Source organism: Candidatus Bathyarchaeota archaeon (assembly GCA_026014685.1).
Taxonomy (GTDB): Archaea; Thermoproteota; Bathyarchaeia; order Bathyarchaeales; family Bathycorpusculaceae; genus Bathycorpusculum.
The window spans coordinates 360,526-379,556 of sequence record JAOZHW010000007.1 but is presented as its reverse complement, the minus strand read 5'-3'; the positions used below and the strand labels follow the sequence as shown (position 1 = coordinate 379,556).

Here is a 19,031-nt window from a genome sequence, read left to right as displayed (position 1 = left end):
CAAGAACAGTTATAACGGCGTTATCGGTAGATGTGTTCCAACAAACCAACCAAAGGAGCACCACAAAAATGACCCAAAAAAGAATAGACACCATCGCCGTCCACGCAGGCCAGGAATCACCTGACCCAGCAACCGGCGCACGGGCTGTCCCCATCTACCAAACAGCCTCATACGTATTCAAAAGCCCCGAGCATGCAGCAAACCTCTTCGCACTCAAAGAACTCGGAAACATTTACACACGCCTCATGAACCCCACAACCGACGTTTTCGAAAAGCGTGTTGCGGCCATCGAGGGTGGAACAGGCGCGTTGGCGGTGGCTTCGGGTCAAGCGGCAATCTCTTTGGCGCTGTTAACAATTACGCAAGTGGGTGACGAAATCGTTTCCGCCAACAACCTCTACGGCGGAACCTACGAACTCTTCCACTACACCTTCCCCAAACTCGGCAGAAAAGTAATATTCGTGGACTCATCCAAACCTGAAGAGTTCAAAAAAGCCATCACTCCAAAAACCCGCGCCATCTACGCCGAAACCATCGGTAACCCCAAACTCGACGTTCCAGACTTCCAAACCATAGCAAAAATTGCTCATGAAGCAGGCATCCCCTTCGTCGTAGACAACACTGTTGGCGTCGGCTTAATCGCCCCCATCGAACACGGCGCAGACATAACCGTGCTTTCCGCAACCAAATACATCGCTGGGAACGGCTCAAGCCTCGGCGGCGTCATCGTAGACAGCGGCAAATTTAGTTGGAACAACGGTAAATTCCCAGAATTCACCGAACCCGACCCCGCCTACCACGGCGTCAAATACTGGGATGCATTCGGCAACTTCCCCGGTTTGGGCAACGTGGCTTTGGTCTTCAAAGCACGGGTGCAGTTGCTGCGCGATGTGGGTCCCGCTTTAAGCCCTTTCAACGCTTGGCTGTTCATTCAGGGATTAGAAACCTTGCCGCTTCGGCAACGTAGACACAGCGAAAACGCCCTCAAAGTCGCCCAATTCCTAGAATCGCATCCACTGGTCAGCTGGGTAAACTATCCAGGTCTGCCAACCCACCCTAATCATAAAATCGCCGAAAAATATCTTCGAGGCAACTACGGTGGACTTGTAGGTTTTGGTGTGAAAGGTGGCTTAGACGCAGGCAAACGGTTAATCAAGTCTGTGAAGCTGTTTTCACATCTGGCAAACATAGGCGACACAAAAAGCCTCATCATCCACCCTGCCTCAACCACCCACCAGCAACTCACCGCAGAGGAACAGCAAGCTACAGGCGTAACAGCAGACTACATCCGCCTCTCCATCGGCATAGAAGACCCAGCAGACATAATCGAAGACCTCGACCAAGCCCTCAAAGCCTCAGCGACCACATAAGGAGGAAACAAAGCTAATCACACCCCAAAGCCAACAAACCCAAACCTACACCTTCGACGAGTTAACGCTTGAGTCAGGCGAAAAACTATCCCCCGTCACGCTTGCCTACGAAACCTACGGCAAACTCAACCCAGACAAAACCAACACCATCCTCATCTTACACGCCCTCACAGGGGACGCCCACGCTGCAGGCCAAGGCGGCTGGTGGAGCAACCTCATCGGCGAAGGCAAAGCCATCGACACCACCAAGTACTATGTTATTTGCAGTAACGTTTTAGGCGGCTGCAAAGGCTCCACAGGACCATCTTCAATTAACCCGAAAACTGGCAAGCCGTATGGCATAGACTTCCCCCTAATCACCATCAGCGACATCGTAAACGCCCAACGTCACCTCATCGACCACCTCGGCATCAACAAGCTACTCTCAGTCATCGGCGGCTCCATGGGCGGCATGCAGGTACTACAGTGGATGACATCTTACCCAAAACGCATCCGCTCGGCGATACCAATTGCAACTACAATGAAACACACACCCCAACAGATCGCCTTCAACGAAGTCGGACGCCAAGCAATCATGGCTGACCCCGACTGGCACAGCGGCAACTACTACGACCACAGCATCCCAGCCAAAGGGCTTGCAATCGCCCGCATGATTGGGCACATAACCTACATGAGTGACGCTTCGATGGCTGAAAAGTTCGGCCGCAAATTCCGCGCGGATAGGGCGCCGTTCAAGTTCGGGGCAGACTTCGAAGTCGAAGGCTACCTCCACAACCGAGGCGACACCTTTGTACGGCGATTTGACGCTAACAGCTACCTCTACATCACCAAAGCCATCGACTACTTCAACATCCTAAACGGCCACAGCCTCAACAGCATCTTTCGGGGGTTAAGCGCCAAAGTGTTGGTCATCGCCTTCAAATCCGACTGGCTCTACCCAACCTACCAATCACAGGAAATCGTTAAAGCCTGCAAACTCAGCGGGGTAGACGCCAGCTACTGCGAAGTCAACAGCACCTACGGACACGACGCCTTCCTTTTAGAAACGGAGCAGGAAAGCCAACTCATAGGCAACTTCCTAAACAGCGTCTGCAACGGCAAAGGAGCACAAACACCATGAACCCAACTGAATTCAAAACCTTCGCCAACTGGATCACCACGGGCGCTTCGGTGTTGGATTTGGGCTGCGGCGACGGCGAACTCTTAGCGTACCTAACGCGCGAGAGGCAGGTGCATGCGCAGGGTATCGAGTTAAATGAGGACGCTATTCTGCGCTGCGTCAAAGAGGGGTTAAGCGTTTTTCAACAGGACATCGACACGGGACTTTCCGAGTACGCCGACAACTCGTTTGACTACGTCATCCTCAACCAGACCTTGCAGCAGGTCAAAAAACCCGACTTCGCCCTCCAAGAGGCCTTGCGTGTTGGCAAGAAAGTCATCGTCGGCATCCCCAACTTTGCCCACTACAAAGCCCGCGCCAGAATATTCTTCCGCGGACGCGTCCCCGTCACCGCATCGTTGCCCTACCAGTGGTACGACACGCCGAACCTTCATTTTTTGAGCTTAGCTGACTTCAAAGACTACTGCAAAACCAAACACATAACAGTGCAACGTGCCTTTTTCAGAACCGACAACAGGCAAGTCAAGCTCCTGCCCAACCTGTTAGCGGAATACGGCTATTTTTTGCTCTCCAAAACATGAGCCAACCGCTAAACTTATCGCTGCTGCCGTTTTTAACGGTAAAGCCTTTATTTGGGCTAGATGTTTCTATATCTCCGCAAAGCCTCAAATGGGTTGCATTTAGGCGGAGGTCGCCCAGCATGGCCAACGGCGTAGGACTGAGGCTCCTATCCCGCAGGGGTTCGTGGGTTCAAATCCCACCCTCCGCACCAAATTACTCTTTTATGAAAAGTGCATCTTTCACTTTACGGAAGTGTTCATCGCCTGTTACAACTTTCCCCGACAAGCTGCGTGCAGTGCAAAGAATGATTAAATCGGCCAAGCTCCAATCCTTTATCTGACTCCCTAGTTCTTCAATGATTTTTCCCACTGCGGCTGAGGTTTCAAAGTCCAAGTCAACGATTCTGCTTGTGTCTAGAATAAAATCTAAACGCTTTATGCTGCCTTCTTTTGTTTCTTTTCCAAGTTGGATTTGTTGACTTAGTTTTCTGCTGATTTCTGAGACAACGATGGTTGGTGTTACGGCGTTTTCATTCTCTATGTATTGCTTTGCGGTTTCACCCTGTTTTGAAGCTTTGAAGTATTCTATCCAAGCGTAGGCGTCGATGATGTAGTTACAGTTCATGGGAATCCGCTTCGTCTTCTGCAATGAAGGAGTCAAGTTTTGGGTTTGAGCCGAACATGGAGCAGGGGGTTTTTCTGTGTTCTGCAAGCAGTTTTTTTATTACTTCGTTGTGGCTTTTTGCTTTCATTTCTTTTTTTGCTTTGTTGAGCATTTGAAGGGTTTTTTCATCCACTTGAACGGTTGTTGCCAAATAAAACACCAATTATCTATAACTATAGTTATGGATTTAAAATTTCCCATTTAAACTGCAGGTCATAATCAACAGCGTAGGACCAAGACTCTTATCCCGCAGGAGTTCGCGTGTTCAAATCCTATCTTAGCAAACGTGTCTGGCTTTGCTTAAGGGGCCTAAACTTGAGTAGCTTCGTTCCACATGCACTCAAAGCATTTAGTGGCAAGTTGCGCAAAGATGGGGTTATTTGACCACATGCTGGGGCTTCCTCTTTTTTCGTAAAAACAGACGTTGATCTCTTTCTTATCTCGTATCGCCATCTTAATCGACAATGGTTCCTTGTAGTATCGTATTTCAAAAAACTGACTTTTCTCTAAATCCAACAAAAACTGCGGTGTTAACTCATCCTTCCGCAACTTGTCAGTTAACACTCGGACGTTTACTCCATTTTCCGTTAACCATTTGAAGTCATCTATCCAGTCACAAAGCATCCTTGCGCAAACATTCCAAGTAGAAATAGATTCAAAACTTTTTTCAGTAGTACGCAGTTGATTAACAAGCCGTTTTGTAACGGTCTTACCTTCAGACAACACGATGCCCTGCTCATTTTCCTTGTCTAAATCAAAAGTGCTGCTTCTTTCTAGGGATATTACTAGCTTTTCAGCGTCCTCTTGTAATTTCTTGTATTCTGCTGTTTTCTTCTCAAGAAGTATCTTTGAGGCTTCTCTTATCGGTATGGCTTTGTACACTGAAGGAATGGTCAATTTTTTTTCGATCAGCCCTGTTTTTTCAAGTGAAGATATTGCTCGATAGACCTCACACTTGGCTATGTTGAGGTTTCGGGCGATTGTTTTAGCCTCAGCACCCTCTCTTGCAATAAGCGACGAATAGACTTTAGCCTCCAAAACAGTTAAGCCTAATCTGTGCATGGTTTCAATGTCTGACTCTTGCTGCCCCATGATGTCGTCTTAGCCTTTTAGTGCTTATTAATTTTATTAAAACAGGTTAGTACAGAGGACACTAACCAGTTTTAAAATAATCTTTTTGCGAATTAGTTTTTCACAATTTAATGGAGAATAAAAACTTGCAAATAAAAAATAGAAAAAATATGACTTTTGTTTTCTTAGCTACACTGTTAACGATTTCATTTGTAGCTCCAATGATACTTTTACCGACCGCTAGCGCACACGACCCCGCATGGAAAATTCCAACATACGCCTACATCAACGCCGCACCCAACCCCGTAGGAGTTGGTCAACAAACAACCATTGTAGTTTGGATTGACAAGGTCCTCGACGGCGCATCAGTAACCAATGACATAAGATTTGAAGACTACAAACTGACAATCACTAAACCCGATGGAAAAGTCGAAACAATAACATGGGACACTGTTACAGACACCACCTCCTCAGCGTACACGCTTTATACACCAGACCAAGTCGGCAACTACACTTTGTTCTTTGAGTTTCCAGGATTAACCTATACATGGACTGAACCCGTAACAAGCCTCTGGGGAGTTACCGCACCGAGCGCATACATAAACGATGTCTTTCTAACAAGTAACGCAACAACAACTCTGGCAGTGCAAGAAGATCCGATAGAGAACATAGCCTCAACCGCATTACCAACCGAGTACTGGACCCGCCCAATTTATGGCGAAAACAGCAACTGGTACACTATCTCATCTAACTGGCTTAGCACAGCAGGAGGAACCCAATATGGCGATCAATCAGTACAACCAGACGGTGCAGCACCGAGCAGTTCTCACATAATGTGGACAAAAGCTCTCCAATACGGCGGTGTAGTGGGTGGAACAACCGGCGCAATTGACGGAGTAACCTACTATAACGGCCTCTTATACGAAGCGAAATTCACGAACTCAATAATCATCAATGGACGTCTATACTACACCCCACCAGAAAGCAACAACCCCAAAAGCAACGACTACGTCTGCGTCAACCTGCAAACAGGCGAAGAAATATGGCGACAAACCTATACCGTAGCCCCCACATTCGGACAACTTTATGACTTCGAAAGCCCTAACCAACATGGCGTAATACCCAACGGCTACTTATGGGCAGTCTCAGGAACAACATGGATAGCCTACGACCCTCTTGACGGAAGCTGGCTATTCAACCTTACCAACGTCCCCTCAGGCACCACCCGATACGGTCCCAACGGAGAATTACTGATTTATCAAATCAACACCAACAAGGGCTGGTTAGCCCTTTGGAATTCAACTGAAGCCTTTGGAGCCAATATGATTTCATACAGACCAATAGGCGCAATAGTTGACGCTAAAAATGCTTATTCTTGGAACGTAACGATACCCAAGGAGACAAACGTAACAGGAGCAACCATACAAGCAATAATCTACGACGACATGATTCTCGGTAGCAGCACATTAGCTTCAAGCTTTACGTGGGGAACCACAGATCCCTACACTTTCTGGGCCATTAGCATAGACCCAGACACACGCGGAAGCCTGCTATGGGCCAAAAATTACGCTGCCCCTTCAGGCAACGTCAGCAGAATCATAGGTGTAGTTGACGAAGATACTCGTGTTTTCACGTTGTCAGAAAAAGAAACTATGCGGTGGTACGGCTATGACTTAGATACAGGTAAAGAAATCTGGGGTCCAACTGAATCTCAAGTTGCCTTTGACTACTATGGTACTGCAAGCAACACAATGAAAGCATTCAAAGCATATGGTAACATGTACTATGCTGGCTACGGCGGAGTACTCTACTGCTATGATCTAGAAACAGGTAAACTGGAATACTCCTATGGCAACGGTGGCGCAGGCAACAGCACCAACAGCGGTCTCGAAACAGCTTACGGTCGCTATCCTCTGGCGATCGCCAACATTGCTGACGGCAAAATATACGTATACACTTCTGAGCACTCCCCTAACGCTCCACTTTACAAAGGTGCATTGGTACGCTGCCTTAACGCTACCACTGGCGCAGAACTCTGGACAATGAGCGGCTGGGGACAGGTAGGTGTGGATCAAAGCTGGCCTATCGCAGACGGTTACATGGTCTACTTGAACAGCTATGACATGCAATTGTACTGTGTGGGCAAGGGTCCAAGCGCTACTACTATCCAAGCTCCTCTAACTCAGATAACAGCAGGGGAGAGCATAATCGTACAGGGAACAGTGACAGACACCGCTGCAGGCGTTGCACAAGATGAGCAAGCGGCACGTTTCCCCAATGGCGTTGCTTGTGTGTCTGACGACAGCATGAGTGGTTGGATGGAGTACGTTTATATGCAAAAAGCAAAGCCGACTGACGCTACAGGTGTTGACGTAACAATCAGCGCAATTGACCCCAACGGCAACTACATAATCCTTGGCAAAGCAACAAGCGACACCAGTGGATTATACAGTTTTGCATGGAAGACTCCTGATGTCCCAGGCAAATACACAGTCACCGCTACGTTTGCAGGCACAGAAGGCTACTACGGGTCATTTGCAGAAACCGCCGTAGTGATCTCTGAAGCTGTAGCAACACCAACTCAACAGCCAACGCAACCTCCATCCGCAGCTGACCTGTACTTCCTACCGATGTCCATTGCAATCATCATAGCAGTCGTAGCTATCGGTGCAGTTCTTGTACTGTTACTGCTCAGAAAACACCCGTAAAGTGAAAAAAATGAAGACACCCATCTTCCCTCAATTTTTTCGTTTCTTTGAAATCCAAGCTGGGGCTGAGTGGGTTTCTGGGTTTAAAATTACGATGTTGCGATCGTGGTTTTCATTTTTCTTTTCTCCTTAAAGAAAACTGACCCAGAAGCCCCAGCAAACCCAGCCAATGCAACGCCTTTTGAGATTTTTGTTCTATGTATAAGGGAGAGGTGTCTATGGCAGGGAGCAACAAGCGTCTGCGGTTACGGTTTCTTATGCGCCCTAAAATTGGAATTTAGATAAAAAAATGTCTACAGTGTAACCGTATTAGCTGTGGTGGTTAGGGGAGTAAATAAGAAAAGAAATGGCGTTTAAGAAAGCCATTTTAGGGGTATATCTTGGAAGGTGCCGTCTGGCAGAGTTCTGCGTATGGTAATCGGCAAGATGCCTGCGTCGAGTTCTGTTACGGCTATGTCGATTGGGTTTGTGTTTTCTTCTGCATCAACCAAGATTGGTGCTCCCATCGAGATCTGCAAGGCGCGTGCGCCGACTATGCGTGCTTTCTCGAAGCGAGTAATTTTTGGGGGTCCTACACTGATTGTTTTTTCTTGCATTCTACATCATGCCTCCCGGCATTCCACCCATTCCGCCCATGCCCATTCCGCCGCCTGGCATGCCTCCTCCTGGTGGCATCGGAGGAGCTTTCATCTTTGCTACGGAGATGACGTCGTCGATTTTGAGTATCATGGATGCTGCTTCTGTGGCTGATTTTATGATTTGTTTTTTGACTGCGAGCGGCTCGTAAACGTTTAGTTTAGTCATGTCAGAGACTTTGCCTTCAGCTACGTTTATGCCTGCCCATGTTTGGTTCTTCTCGTGGCTTGCACGAAGCTGAGTAAGTAACTCAACGGGATCTAATCCTGCGTTTTCAGCGATGGCAGTTGCTATGGTTTCGAGGCTTTCAGCAAACACTCGTACAGCAAACTGTTCTCTGCCAGGTAAAGTTTGAGCATACTTTTTGAGAACACTGGCTAACTCCATTTCGGGAGCTGCACCACCCGCAACTACACGGGGGTCTTCAAGCAGGTCTTTGATGACGCATAGTGCATCGTGGATTGAGCGTTCTGCCTCTGCGGTTAAGCGTTGGTTTCCGCCTCGGATGAGTATGGTGACGGATTTTGGGTTCTTGCAGCCCTCGATATAGGTCATTTTGTCGTCGCCTGTCTTGCGTTCTTCTACAAGTTTGGCTTCACCGAGGTCAGAGGCTGAAAGGGCGTCGATGTTCGAGATGATTTTTCCACCTGTGGCGCGGGCAAGTTTTTCCATGTCAGATTTTTTGGCTCTTCGTACCGCAACTATGCCTTTTCTTGCCAAGAAATGCTGAGCCATGTCATCTATGCCTTTTTGGCAGATAACCACGTTTGCGCCTGTTGAAGCGATTTTTTCAACCATGGCTTTGAGCATTGCTTCTTCCTGTTTAAGGAAAGCTTCGATTTGGGCGGGGTTTTCTATGTTGAGTTTTGCGTCGAGTTCTGGTTTCTCGTTTTCTAGTGAAGCGTCCAGCAGGGCGATTTTTGCTTTTTCGACACGTTTGGGCATGCCGCTGTGTACTATTTCTTTATCCAAAACGATACCGTTGATTAGGGCTGTGTCGGCGAGTGATTCTCCTGTTTTCTTTTCCACTTTAACGTCATCGACGTCTACTTTGTAGCTGTCGCCTTGATTTTCAGCGGCGGCAAGCATCGCTTTAACGGTTATATCAGCAAGGTATTCTTTGTGTTCAGAAACAATTTTGCTGCCCATGGTGGTTATGGCGACTTTTTTGAGGTAATCAGGTTTCTTTAAATCAATGGGTATGGCGATTTTGTCAAGTGTTGCAAGGGCTTTCTGTGCCGCTAACTTGTAGCCTTCAATAATAACTGTGGGGTGGATGTTTTTGTCTATGAGTTCTTCTGCGCGGCTGAGCAGTTCACCTGCAACGATGACGCTGCTGGTTGTCCCGTCGCCTGCTTCTTTATCTTGGGTTTTGGCGACTTCAACCATCATCTTGGCGGCTGGATGTTGAATATCCATCTCGTCAAGGATGGTTCTGCCGTCGTTTGTGATTGTTACATCGCCGAAGTTGTCGACCAGCATCTTATCCATGCCTTTGGGGCCGAGTGCGCTTCGGACGCTTTCAGCGACAACTTTGGCAGCCATTATGTTGCTGTGTTGGGCTTCTCTGCCGCGGCTGCGGTTTGAGCCTTCTTTGAGAACCATAATGGGTATTCCGCCTGCTTGTGTTGGTGCTGTTGACAAATCAAGTAAACCTCCATTAATGCGAACAACAACATGACAGCCTTATCCATATAAATTTTTCTAGGCCCATCATGTCGATACAGCCGCAGGTTAGCGGTTTTTCTTGATTTCCAGCCTTTTAACAGATTATGACTCAAAAACTAAACAAGCACTTACAGCTTTCAAGGCCACAATCCAAGCGTCTTAATCGCGTTTGCCACTCTGCCCACGCCCAGCATCAACGCACCTGTACGCATGTCGCTTTCTTCCCTTGCAACAACCGCCTCCACATCATTAAACGCTTTAGTCATCTTTTCCTCCAATTTGCGGTTGACGACTTCAAGCGGCCACTGCTCCCGCGTGAGATTCTGCACCCACTCAAAGTAGCTCACGGTGACTCCGCCGCTGTTAGCTAAGATGTCGGGTATAAGGCAGATTTCTTTCTCGTTGAGGATTCGGTCCGCTTCGGGTGTGGTGGGTTCGTTGGCGGCTTCAGCCACCAGCTTTGCTTTGATTTTATCCGCGTTTTGGCTGGTTATTTGGTTTTCCAGCGCCGCGGGGATGAGGATGTCACATTGAAGTTCCAGCAGTTCTTGATTAGTTATGTTTCTACAGCCCTTATAGTTCTGAATTGACCCCGTCTGCTCTTTATGCGCCAACACCGCCTGCGGATTTAAACCATCAGCACAATAGATACCGCCTGAACTATCGCTAATCGCCACTACTCTGCAGCCGATTTCGTCAGCAGCCACCCCTGCATGGTAACCGACGTTGCCAAATCCCTGAATTGCAACCAAAGCACCGCCGAGTTTTAGTCCCTTGTTAGCTGCGGCCTGCTTGACACAGTGGACAACGCCTCTGCCTGTGGCTTCGGTTCTGCCCCATGAACCGCCGATCTCCACCGGTTTGCCTGTTACAGCTTCGGGGACGCGGTAGCCTTTGAGTTGGCTGTAGGTGTCCATTATCCAAGCCATGGTTTGTGCGTCAGTGTAGAGGTCGGGTGCGGGGATGTCGCGGTGTGGCCCGAGGTATTCGAACATGAGGCTGACGTATCGGCGGGTTAGGCGTTCAAGTTCGAGTTTGCTGAGTTGTTTGCTGTCCACACATATGCCGCCTTTAGCGCCACCGAAGGGTATGTCGGCTATGGCGCATTTCCAAGTCATCAGCATCGCAAGCGCGGTTACGTCTTCGACTGTTACGTCGGGGTAGAAGCGGATGCCGCCTTTGAAGGGGCCGCGGGCGTCCCAGTGCTGAACGCGGATGCCGTTGAAGACGCCTACCGAGCCGTCGTCGAGGTGGATGTCCATGCTTACGGTTATGGAGCGTTTGGCGTGGCTTAGCATTTTTTGTAAGCCGTCGTCTAAGTTGAGTTTTTCTGATGCGAGTTTAAGGTGAGAAAGTGCTACGTTTAACGCGTTGGGTGTTTCGGACATAAAGAGCCTTCTATGTTCAATTCATAATTGTGGGTAGTTAAATAAGACTTGCTTTGGTCAAAGCTCCACAGTGTATTCTACTTGAATGTTCGAGTTACGCAACTGCTCTGAGGATACCTCCCCTCCCCTTATATATAGAAAAATTTGGCTCTATATGAAAAAGTTACTGTTGGGTTTATCCGCAGACGAAGCACACTTCGAGAAAATTGAGAACCTCAAGACAGTCTGGCGCCCCCGCTAGACGCAGAGCTTTTTTTGATGTGCTTGTGTTAGTGTGTTTGTGATTTGTTTCCAGTGTGCTCCTTGCCAGTAGACTTGTCCACAGTTGGGGCAATGCCAGAACCTGTCGTAGTGAAGGTAGGTGTTGGGTTCTAATTTGTCTTTAAGTTGCTCTTTAGGCGATGCTTTCAGCGGTGTGTTGCAGATTGGGCAGTTCGCTTTATCCATATCCACCGCTAAATCGACGCTGTACCGTTTGGTAACCTCCGCCAGCCGCTCTACCTCAGTTTTACCCTCAACGTAGAAAGCCTCCAAGCCCCGCGTCACCGCGCGCTTGTAGAGCTCCAAATCCTTCGTCAACAAAACCCTGCCCTCCGCCTTAGCCAACCCCAACAACTCATTATCGCCTAATTGTGTGGAGTAGCTGACGTCTTGTCCAAGCATCCGTAACCAACGCGCAAGTTTCCCCAGCATACCATCTGCTAGGAACTTCACCGGGTGCCTCCCCGTACGATTCCGCCAACGCCGCCCTTCGCGATGATTTCGCCGTCTTCGTAGACAACTGTGCCGTTGACGATGGTTTTGGCGACTTTGCCGTTGACTTCCCAGCCGTTGTAGGGGGAGAATTTGGCTTTGGTTTTGAATTTGGCTGCTTCGATTTTGAATTGGTAATTGTAGTCGATTATGGTTAGGTCTGCGGCTTTGCCTGCTTCGAGGCGGCCTCGGTCGGTTAAGCCGTAGATTTCTGCGGGTTTCTCAGCAAGAAGCGATACAACTTGGTTAAGCGTCAATCGCCTCTTTCGCACCATCGTTAAAATCAGTGGTAAAGTAACCTCTAAACCGGGGATACCTGCCTTGACATCCCAGACGCTGCTTGCCATCTTTTCTTCTAGCGTGTGGGGTGCGTGGTCTGAGCCCAAAGTGTCCACGGCACCGTCTTCTAAACCGCGCCAGAGCGCCTCGACTTGAAGTCGGTCACGCAGGGGCGGAGCCATAATCACCAATGAGCCATATCTTTGCAAATCATCACTTGATAGCATCAGATGGTTAGGGGTAACCTCGCAGGTGACCGCTTTGCTTGCTTTTTTTGCTCCTGCAATCGCTTCGAGCGCGCCTTTGGTGGAGATGTGACAGAAATGCAGTTGCACATCCGTTCCCTCTATGAGTTTGAGGACACGTTGAACCGCTTTCAACTCAACCTCTTCTGTGTGGGCTCGCAGGTAGTCGGCTGGCGCCGTTTTTTGAGCTTTCTTGAGTTTCGCCTCATTGGCTGCCAGCATTGTGCGGTCTTCGGCGTGGACGGCGACTGGCACCTTTTGACCAGCAACCTCTTTGAGGGCTTCTTTTAGGGCTGAGTCGTCGTCAACGTTTACGCCGCCCGTTTGGTTGCCCATGAAAAGTTTGAACCCAACCGCGCCCCCTGAGACGATTTCTTTGATTTCTGGGAACGTTTTGGGAAACTCGGAGTAGAATCCTACGTTGACCAGAAGCCTTCGCTGTGCAAGTTGCATGCGATTTCTAAGGCTTTGGGCACTCATGGTTACGGGCTCGTTGTTAGGCATGTCTAAGACGGTGGTAAAGCCGCCAGCCGCAGCAGCCGCGGTTCCTGAAGCGAAGTCTTCTTTGTAAGCCCTGCCCTCATCCCGTAGATGCACATGCTCATCAATCAATCCCGGTAGAACCAGCAGGTTGTGCAAATCCGTTTTTTCGTCTGCTTGGGGCATGTGGGTTTCTTTGCCGATTTTTTGGATTTTGCCTTCTTCGATGGCTATGCAACAGTCGGTGATTTGGCCTTTTAGGTAGGCTTTGGCGTTAGTGAGTACAGAATCAACTATCAAGTTGGGTCATAGAATTAGCGGGCGGTTAGTTAAATAAAGTTATTTGAAAAAGATAGAAAACCCGCGAAGGGTTACTTTTCTTGTTCGAGTTCGATGCGGCATTCGTCGCAGATGTTTTGTCCGTTGCGTTCTTTGAGGCTCTCTGAGTAGGTGTTGCATCGGTCGCAGTAACCTGAAAGCGGCACCTCTTCGGTGTCTTCCACTCTTGCTGAGCCTTCGATGCGTTGTCTTTCCTGCATGATTTCAATTAACTCAGGCATCACGCCGAGGATGTCTTTGCTTGAAATTATGCCTGCGAGGTTACCTTTGTAGATGACGCCAAGTCTTCTAATGTCCAGCCTTGTCATGCGTCTTGCCGCGTCAGTGATGGATGCCTCAGGCTCGATAGTGACTAACGGAGTGGTCATGATTTCTTTAGCTTTCACCGTGTCGGGTTTGAGGTTTTTTGCTACCACTCGTTTTACGAGGTCGCGTTCGGTGATGATGCCTATGGATTTGCCTGCTTTGTTTTGGACTATGACTGCGCCTAAATCTTTCATATCCATGTTTGCGGCTGCTTTGTTGGCGGTTTCATCCTCGTCTATGGTTACGACGGGGCTGCTCATGACGTCTCTTACTAGCATTTTTGTTCTTAATCCAATTTCAGACATAAAGGGTCGCCTCGACGGTTTAGATAGGCTTAGCTTCTAAGCAGAAATAGAAGGGGCGCATAATTTAAGAGTTACTTAACATCAACAACTCAACTCTACAGCTTTTACTCGCAATAAAAACTGCACATGACATTAATTAAAAACGATACCCTGAATAGTGCAGTTACTCCAGCTAATTGTACAAAGCAAATTCTCTACATCCACTGTAGAAAAACAGGTTTTAGAGAAAAGTTAAATTAATTATCCCAAAGGTTATGTTAGTATTCCACTTGAAGGTTCCAGTTTATGGCAACATCCGAAGAAGCACTTATGTGGGTAGAGAAGTACCGCCCCAAAACGCTTGACGAAGTCGTCGGCTTAAAAGATATAGTCGAAAGCCTCAAAGCATTCATGAAAAACCCCAAAACCATGCCCCACCTCCTTTTCGCAGGCGTTCCAGGCACAGGAAAAACCACCCTCGCACTCGCCATCGCCCACACCCTTTACGGGCCGAATTGGAAAAGCTTCACGCTGGAGCTCAACGCCTCAGACGAACGCGGCATCGACACCGTCCGAGACCGCATCAAAGACTTCAGCCGTTACAGCCGAACAGGCTTTGGCGGAGACATCCCCTTCGCCTTAATTATCCTCGACGAATGCGACCAAATGACAGGCCCAGCCCAAACCGCCCTGCGCCGCATTATGGAAGTTGGCAGCCGCACCAGCCGATTTATCCTCATCTGCAACCAATCCAGCAAAATCATCGAACCCATCCAAAGCCGCTGTGCCATATTCCGCTTCAGCCGCGTAGACAAACAGGCCATGAAAGAGCACCTCATTTGTATCGCTAAAAAGGAGGGCTACACGCTTGTGCCCGAAGCTGCCGACCGAATCGTAGACTTTTCTGAAGGCGACTTAAGGCATGCCATAAACTCGCTGCAAACTGCTTCAGCTTACAAGGAAGGCGTCATCGACGAGAAAACAGTGGCGCTTGTCATCGGCGAAGCCAGCCCCATGCTAGTCCAAAAAATGATTAGAAAAGCGCTCTACGGGGACTTTATGGAGGCACGTAAAACCATGTACGACATAATGGGTAACTTCGGTTTTTCAGGCACAGAAATCATACGGCAAATACAGCGTGAAATCTTCAAAATGTCGGATTTAACCGCTGAACAGAAAGCCGAACTCTCAGAAGTCATCGGTGAATACGACTTCCGCTTAACTGAAGGTGCAAACACCGACATCCAACTTAGCGCACTCCTCGCCCAGTTTGCCAAGTTCGGAAAAAGTATAGAGGAAAGTTATGCAGAAACAAAGTGACCTGCTCTGGGTTGAAAAGTACCGACCCAAAAAAATCGCCGATGTCACGGGCAACGACGAAGCCAAAGCCCTATTTCTGGATTGGCTAAAAAACAAGAAACACACCAAAAAAGCGGTGCTGCTCTATGGTCCACCAGGAGTCGGCAAAACAACCTTGGTCACGGCTGCTGCATCTGAATTCAACTTTAACGTTATCGAAATGAACGCCAGCGACACCCGATCAGAAAAAGCCATAAACGCCGTCGCTAAACCCGCCACCTCATACACGTCGCTGGACAGCTTTTCAGGTGCAGCCAAAAAAGCGGGCGGTAACGTGTTGTTCCTTGACGAAGTGGACGGCATCGCAGGGAACGAGGACAGAGGCGGCGTTAACGCGATCTTAAAAATCGTGGAAGAGTCGCTTGTGCCCGTGATTATGGCTGCAAATGATCCTGACGTAGAGAAGCTGCGGCCTCTCAAAAAAGTGTGTCTGCTTGTGCGTTTTCATCAGGTTCGCATCCCGCTTATCATTGCGTTGCTACAAAAAATATGCCGGTTGGAAGGTGTGAAGGCTGAGTTTGAAGCGCTCGAACGCATAGCTCAGAACAGCAAAGGCGACGTACGCTCAGCCATAAATGACCTACAGAGTCTTAGCGAAGAAAACCACCGCTTAACGCTCCAAGACACACTCACCTTAAGTAGCCGCAACAAAGACGTAAGCTTCGACGACACATTAAGAGGCTTCTTCTCAGCACAGTCAATAGCGGATACCTCACGGTTGCTTAGCTACTCAAACGTGGACTACGATGACTTCTTGCTCTCCGTGGCGGACAACTTGCCTAAACGCTACACCGATGCCGCTGAACTCGCCAAAGCCTTCGACTTTGTCTCTAAAGCTGATGTGTTTCGTGGAAGAATCGGCACAGAAAACTGGCATCTACTCAAATACTTCTTCAACTGTCTCGCTGAAGCCTCCGCAGTAAACCCCGCGTCCTACAAGCCTTTCACCTTCATTACTCCCCCTATTCGCGTGATAACTCTGTTTTGGACGAAAGGCAAACGCACCACGCTGGACGCTATCTGCGGCAAAATCGGAGCACAATGCCACGTTAGCCACCAAATTGCCAGAGAACAGTATGTGCCCTACATTCGGCTGATTTTGCAGAAGAAACCCAAAAGCCCCTTAGCGGCTTGGTTTAAGTTTACCCCTGAAGAGGTTAATTTCTTAGTTACAATGGGCAGGTTCTAGGGTCATGACGATTGTTTTGAACAGCAAAGGGTTTAAGCTTCCGCGGCTGGAGAAAGAAAAATTCGTCAGCCTCATCCATCTCGGCTTGGATTATGACCGTAACGCAGGCTTGTTTTCTATTAAGAGTTACAATAACATAGAGAAGCTTATTGAAACGGTCGGCGTGATTTTGGGGGATGAAGTTGTTTTTCAGCAGATTTGTATTGGATGCGGGAAGAGCTTTGGCTGCAAAGAATGCAGCTACGTAGAGACTTGTTCAACTAAGAATTTGCCTTTCAGTTGTGTTTGCCACAAGTGTTTACGTGGGCAAAGTTCTGAGGCGTCCTTAGTGAATTTTTAGACAAATGTTCACGCTTTTCACTATTTATTTCTGTTTAGTATGGTACGTCTAGTGTTGAACGGCTGTTTCATTTATTTCATATAATTACTCGTTTTTTCGTATATATGATGTTGAATAGGATTAAATACTGAACGAACGCACTAGCAACCACATTAACTTTGAGGTAACTTGGAGAATTGAACAAATGAGCGAACGAGTACACAAAAACAGTTCATACCTCAACGGCAAATCAACCGTTGGAACCAACACCAGAGTAAAAGACACAAGCACAATCAGCGGCATGTGCCCCATCTGCATACGCGACTGCCCTGTCCTGTGCGAAATCAGCCTCTCAGCATTTAGAGGAAGAGAAGCCCTCTACCCCGAACCAGCCCAATTCGGAACCAGCACCGCCGGAGCCCTCAAAAACTTCGGCTTAGACTGGTCGCACTTCAGCATACAAGCTGGACTCTTTGAAGCACAGGGCGTAGCAGAAACATCTGAAGCAGCAATTTTCCCCAACGCCAACACAGAAGTCGTAGTCGGCGGCATGCCCCTAAAGTTGCCCATCCTCACAGGCGCCTTCGGCTCAACCGAGGTCGCACGCGCCAACTGGGATGGATTAGCCATAGGCGCAGCCCTCTCAGGTGTATCAGTAACCATAGGCGAAAACATCGCAGGTATGGATGTTGAATCTCAACTGACAGGCGGCAAAGTCACCCACTCACCAGAACTCAAACGCAGAGTCGATTCCTTCCGCAAATTCTGGGATAAAAAATACGGCGACGTCATCATCCAAACCAACGTTGAAGACCAACGTTTAGGCATAGACGTCTACGCACTTTCTAAACTTGAAGTCAACATCATCGAACGTAAATGGGGCCAAGGAGCCAAAGCCATCGGCGGAGAAGTACGCCTAAAAAGTCTCGAAAAAGCCATCTTACTCAAAAAACGCGGCTACATCGTTATCCCAGACCCTGAAGACCCAGTAGTACAGCAAGCCTTCAAAGACGGCGTCTTCAACACCTTTGAGCGCCACAGCAGAGTCGGCATCCCCAAAGAGAAAAGCTTTCTAGAAGACATAGAGTGGCTACGCAAACAGGGCGCCAAAAAAGTGTTCCTCAAAACAGGCGCATACCGACCCAGCGCAGTTGCTTATACCATGAAATGGGCTTCGGAAGCTAAAATCGACGCCCTCAGCTTTGACGGTGCAGGAGGCGGAACAGGCATGAGCCCAGTCCCCATGATGGATGAAATGAGCATCCCAACTCTCTACCTCCAAGCACTCGTATTGCAATGTGCTCAGATTCTCAAGAAGAAGGGCAAGTACGTTCCTGACCTCGTCATGGCAGGCGGCTTCATAGAAGAAACCAGCATATTCAAAACCATCGCCATGAGCAACTTCGGAGATGGCCCACTGGTCAAAGCGGTTTTGATGGGACGCTCACCGATCACTGCAGCCATGAAAGCCAGCTACTTCAAACAACTCGCAGCTGAAGGCAAACTGCCCAAGAGCTTCGTGGACAAGTTCGGCGCTAACCCAGACAAGTTCTTCATAGCTGCCCCAGAGCTTAAAGCCAAATACGGCAAACGATACAGCGAAATCCCGCTGGAAAGTGTCGGCGTCTACACGTACCTAACTGACAGAGTCGGTGTGGGTCTTAAGCAGTTGATGGCGGGTAACCGCAAATGGAACTTGAGTTTGCTGAACCGCGGCGACTTGATGAGTCTAAGCAACATTGCACAGCAAGTGACAGGCATTCCGTTGGCGCATGAAGTCGAAAACGACGCAGTCAAGAAGATACTTGACTTCTAAGCGTCTTTCCTTTTTCTTTTTGTACCTTTTTTGATTTGAAAATTTGTTTGCCCTTTATATAAGGGAGGGGAGGTAGACGCTGAGACGTCGCGTGGCTCCACCATGTACGGATACGGAACCGATTGCACATCTAAAAGGGGAATCTATTCAAAAAAGCACATCTCAGGTTGGGGTGTTGAACAAAAAAGAAGAAGGGAAAGATGAATGTTAGTTAGCTCATTTGCCCATGACTTTTTTTGCCGCGATTTCTATGTCTTCGGCTTTGATTGTTTTTCTTCCCGCATGCATTGCGAAATCGAGTGCTTCTTTGGCGACTTTGACGCCGATTTCTTCTAAGGCTTTTGCTAGTTCTTTTGCTGCGGCTTCGCTTACTCTGTCCGCGCCTGCTTTTTTACATAGTCTATGCATGGGAGCTACAGCTATTTCTAATTCTGTCATATCGACATCTCTCTAGCTCCTTTTTCTTTTTAAAGCTGT

Annotated in this window: 18 protein-coding genes and 1 tRNA gene; 9 read left to right on the top strand and 10 right to left on the bottom strand. The window is 48.4% G+C overall.

The genetic code is table 11. The features are described 5' to 3' along the window. Nucleotides 1-68: 68 nt before the first annotated feature. From NWE96_06320 to NWE96_06305, 4 genes are all read left to right on the top strand, one after another. Nucleotides 69-1,370 (top strand): O-acetylhomoserine aminocarboxypropyltransferase/cysteine synthase, encoded by a 1,302-nt coding sequence (locus NWE96_06320; GenBank protein ID MCW3983595.1) that lies wholly within the window; start codon nt 69-71, stop codon nt 1,368-1,370. Between the two features lie 16 nt (nt 1,371-1,386). Further along, nucleotides 1,387-2,490, top strand: a complete 1,104-nt coding sequence (locus NWE96_06315) for a homoserine O-acetyltransferase (GenBank protein MCW3983594.1) — start codon at nt 1,387-1,389, stop codon at nt 2,488-2,490. Next, on the top strand, nt 2,487-3,071 hold the full coding sequence (gene metW / locus NWE96_06310; GenBank protein ID MCW3983593.1) for a methionine biosynthesis protein MetW: 585 nt from the start codon (nt 2,487-2,489) through the stop codon (nt 3,069-3,071). The genes NWE96_06315 and metW overlap by 4 nt, the downstream gene beginning before the upstream one ends. A gap of 103 nt (nt 3,072-3,174) precedes the next feature. Further along, nucleotides 3,175-3,262: transfer RNA gene (locus NWE96_06305), tRNA-Leu, on the top strand. Nucleotides 3,263-3,264: 2 nt separating this feature from the next. On the opposite strand, the gene NWE96_06300 is transcribed toward NWE96_06305, so the two are convergent. The 3 genes from NWE96_06300 to NWE96_06290 all read right to left on the bottom strand — a co-directional run bounded on the left by NWE96_06300 (nt 3,265) and on the right by NWE96_06290 (nt 4,776). Beyond that, nucleotides 3,265-3,675 carry a PIN domain-containing protein gene (locus tag NWE96_06300; GenBank protein MCW3983592.1) on the bottom strand — a complete coding sequence of 137 codons (411 nt, stop codon included), beginning with the start codon at nt 3,673-3,675 and terminating at the stop codon, nt 3,265-3,267. Beyond that, a complete protein-coding gene (locus NWE96_06295; protein ID MCW3983591.1) occupies nt 3,665-3,865 on the bottom strand; it encodes a hypothetical protein in 201 nt (66 codons plus the stop codon). The genes NWE96_06300 and NWE96_06295 overlap by 11 nt, the downstream gene beginning before the upstream one ends. A 158-nt stretch (nt 3,866-4,023) precedes the next feature. Further along, the gene (locus NWE96_06290; GenBank protein ID MCW3983590.1) at nt 4,024-4,776 is read right to left on the bottom strand and encodes a hypothetical protein; all 753 of its coding nucleotides are present in this window, start codon (nt 4,774-4,776) and stop codon (nt 4,024-4,026) included. Between the two features lie 179 nt (nt 4,777-4,955). Between NWE96_06290 and NWE96_06285 the strand changes: the two genes are divergently transcribed. Further along, nucleotides 4,956-7,493, top strand: coding sequence for a hypothetical protein (locus NWE96_06285; GenBank protein MCW3983589.1), 2,538 nt, complete (start codon nt 4,956-4,958; stop codon nt 7,491-7,493). A gap of 353 nt (nt 7,494-7,846) precedes the next feature. Here the strand turns inward: NWE96_06285 and NWE96_06280 are convergent, their stop codons facing one another. From NWE96_06280 to NWE96_06255, 6 genes are all read right to left on the bottom strand, one after another. Further along, nucleotides 7,847-8,089 (bottom strand): DNA-directed RNA polymerase subunit K, encoded by a 243-nt coding sequence (locus NWE96_06280; protein MCW3983588.1) that lies wholly within the window; start codon nt 8,087-8,089, stop codon nt 7,847-7,849. Nucleotide 8,090: 1 nt separating this feature from the next. Next, complete coding sequence (gene thsB, locus NWE96_06275) at nt 8,091-9,734, bottom strand: thermosome subunit beta (protein MCW3983587.1); 1,644 nt, start codon at nt 9,732-9,734, stop codon at nt 8,091-8,093. Between the two features lie 200 nt (nt 9,735-9,934). Beyond that, on the bottom strand, nt 9,935-11,185 hold the full coding sequence (locus tag NWE96_06270) for a Glu/Leu/Phe/Val dehydrogenase (protein MCW3983586.1): 1,251 nt from the start codon (nt 11,183-11,185) through the stop codon (nt 9,935-9,937). 237 nt (nt 11,186-11,422) lie between these two features. Continuing rightward, nucleotides 11,423-11,899: a Mut7-C RNAse domain-containing protein gene (locus tag NWE96_06265; protein ID MCW3983585.1), complete on the bottom strand. Its 477-nt coding sequence runs from the start codon at nt 11,897-11,899 to the stop codon at nt 11,423-11,425. Next, on the bottom strand, nt 11,896-13,242 hold the full coding sequence (locus NWE96_06260) for a dihydroorotase family protein (protein MCW3983584.1): 1,347 nt from the start codon (nt 13,240-13,242) through the stop codon (nt 11,896-11,898). The genes NWE96_06265 and NWE96_06260 overlap by 4 nt, the downstream gene beginning before the upstream one ends. Nucleotides 13,243-13,313: 71 nt before the next feature. Next, nucleotides 13,314-13,892, bottom strand: coding sequence for a CBS domain-containing protein (locus NWE96_06255; GenBank protein ID MCW3983583.1), 579 nt, complete (start codon nt 13,890-13,892; stop codon nt 13,314-13,316). A 285-nt stretch (nt 13,893-14,177) separates the two neighbouring features. Between NWE96_06255 and NWE96_06250 the strand changes: the two genes are divergently transcribed. From NWE96_06250 to NWE96_06235, 4 genes are all read left to right on the top strand, one after another. Beyond that, complete coding sequence (locus NWE96_06250) at nt 14,178-15,191, top strand: replication factor C small subunit (protein ID MCW3983582.1); 1,014 nt, start codon at nt 14,178-14,180, stop codon at nt 15,189-15,191. Further along, nucleotides 15,175-16,419: a replication factor C large subunit gene (locus tag NWE96_06245; GenBank protein ID MCW3983581.1), complete on the top strand. Its 1,245-nt coding sequence runs from the start codon at nt 15,175-15,177 to the stop codon at nt 16,417-16,419. The genes NWE96_06250 and NWE96_06245 overlap by 17 nt, the downstream gene beginning before the upstream one ends. A 4-nt stretch (nt 16,420-16,423) precedes the next feature. Further along, nucleotides 16,424-16,759, top strand: a complete 336-nt coding sequence (locus NWE96_06240) for a hypothetical protein (GenBank protein ID MCW3983580.1) — start codon at nt 16,424-16,426, stop codon at nt 16,757-16,759. Nucleotides 16,760-16,943: 184 nt separating this feature from the next. Beyond that, the gene (locus tag NWE96_06235) at nt 16,944-18,554 is read left to right on the top strand and encodes a glutamate synthase-related protein (GenBank protein MCW3983579.1); all 1,611 of its coding nucleotides are present in this window, start codon (nt 16,944-16,946) and stop codon (nt 18,552-18,554) included. A gap of 216 nt (nt 18,555-18,770) precedes the next feature. Here the strand turns inward: NWE96_06235 and NWE96_06230 are convergent, their stop codons facing one another. Continuing rightward, a complete protein-coding gene (locus tag NWE96_06230) occupies nt 18,771-18,992 on the bottom strand; it encodes an NFYB/HAP3 family transcription factor subunit (GenBank protein ID MCW3983578.1) in 222 nt (73 codons plus the stop codon). Nucleotides 18,993-19,031: the final 39 nt, after the last annotated feature.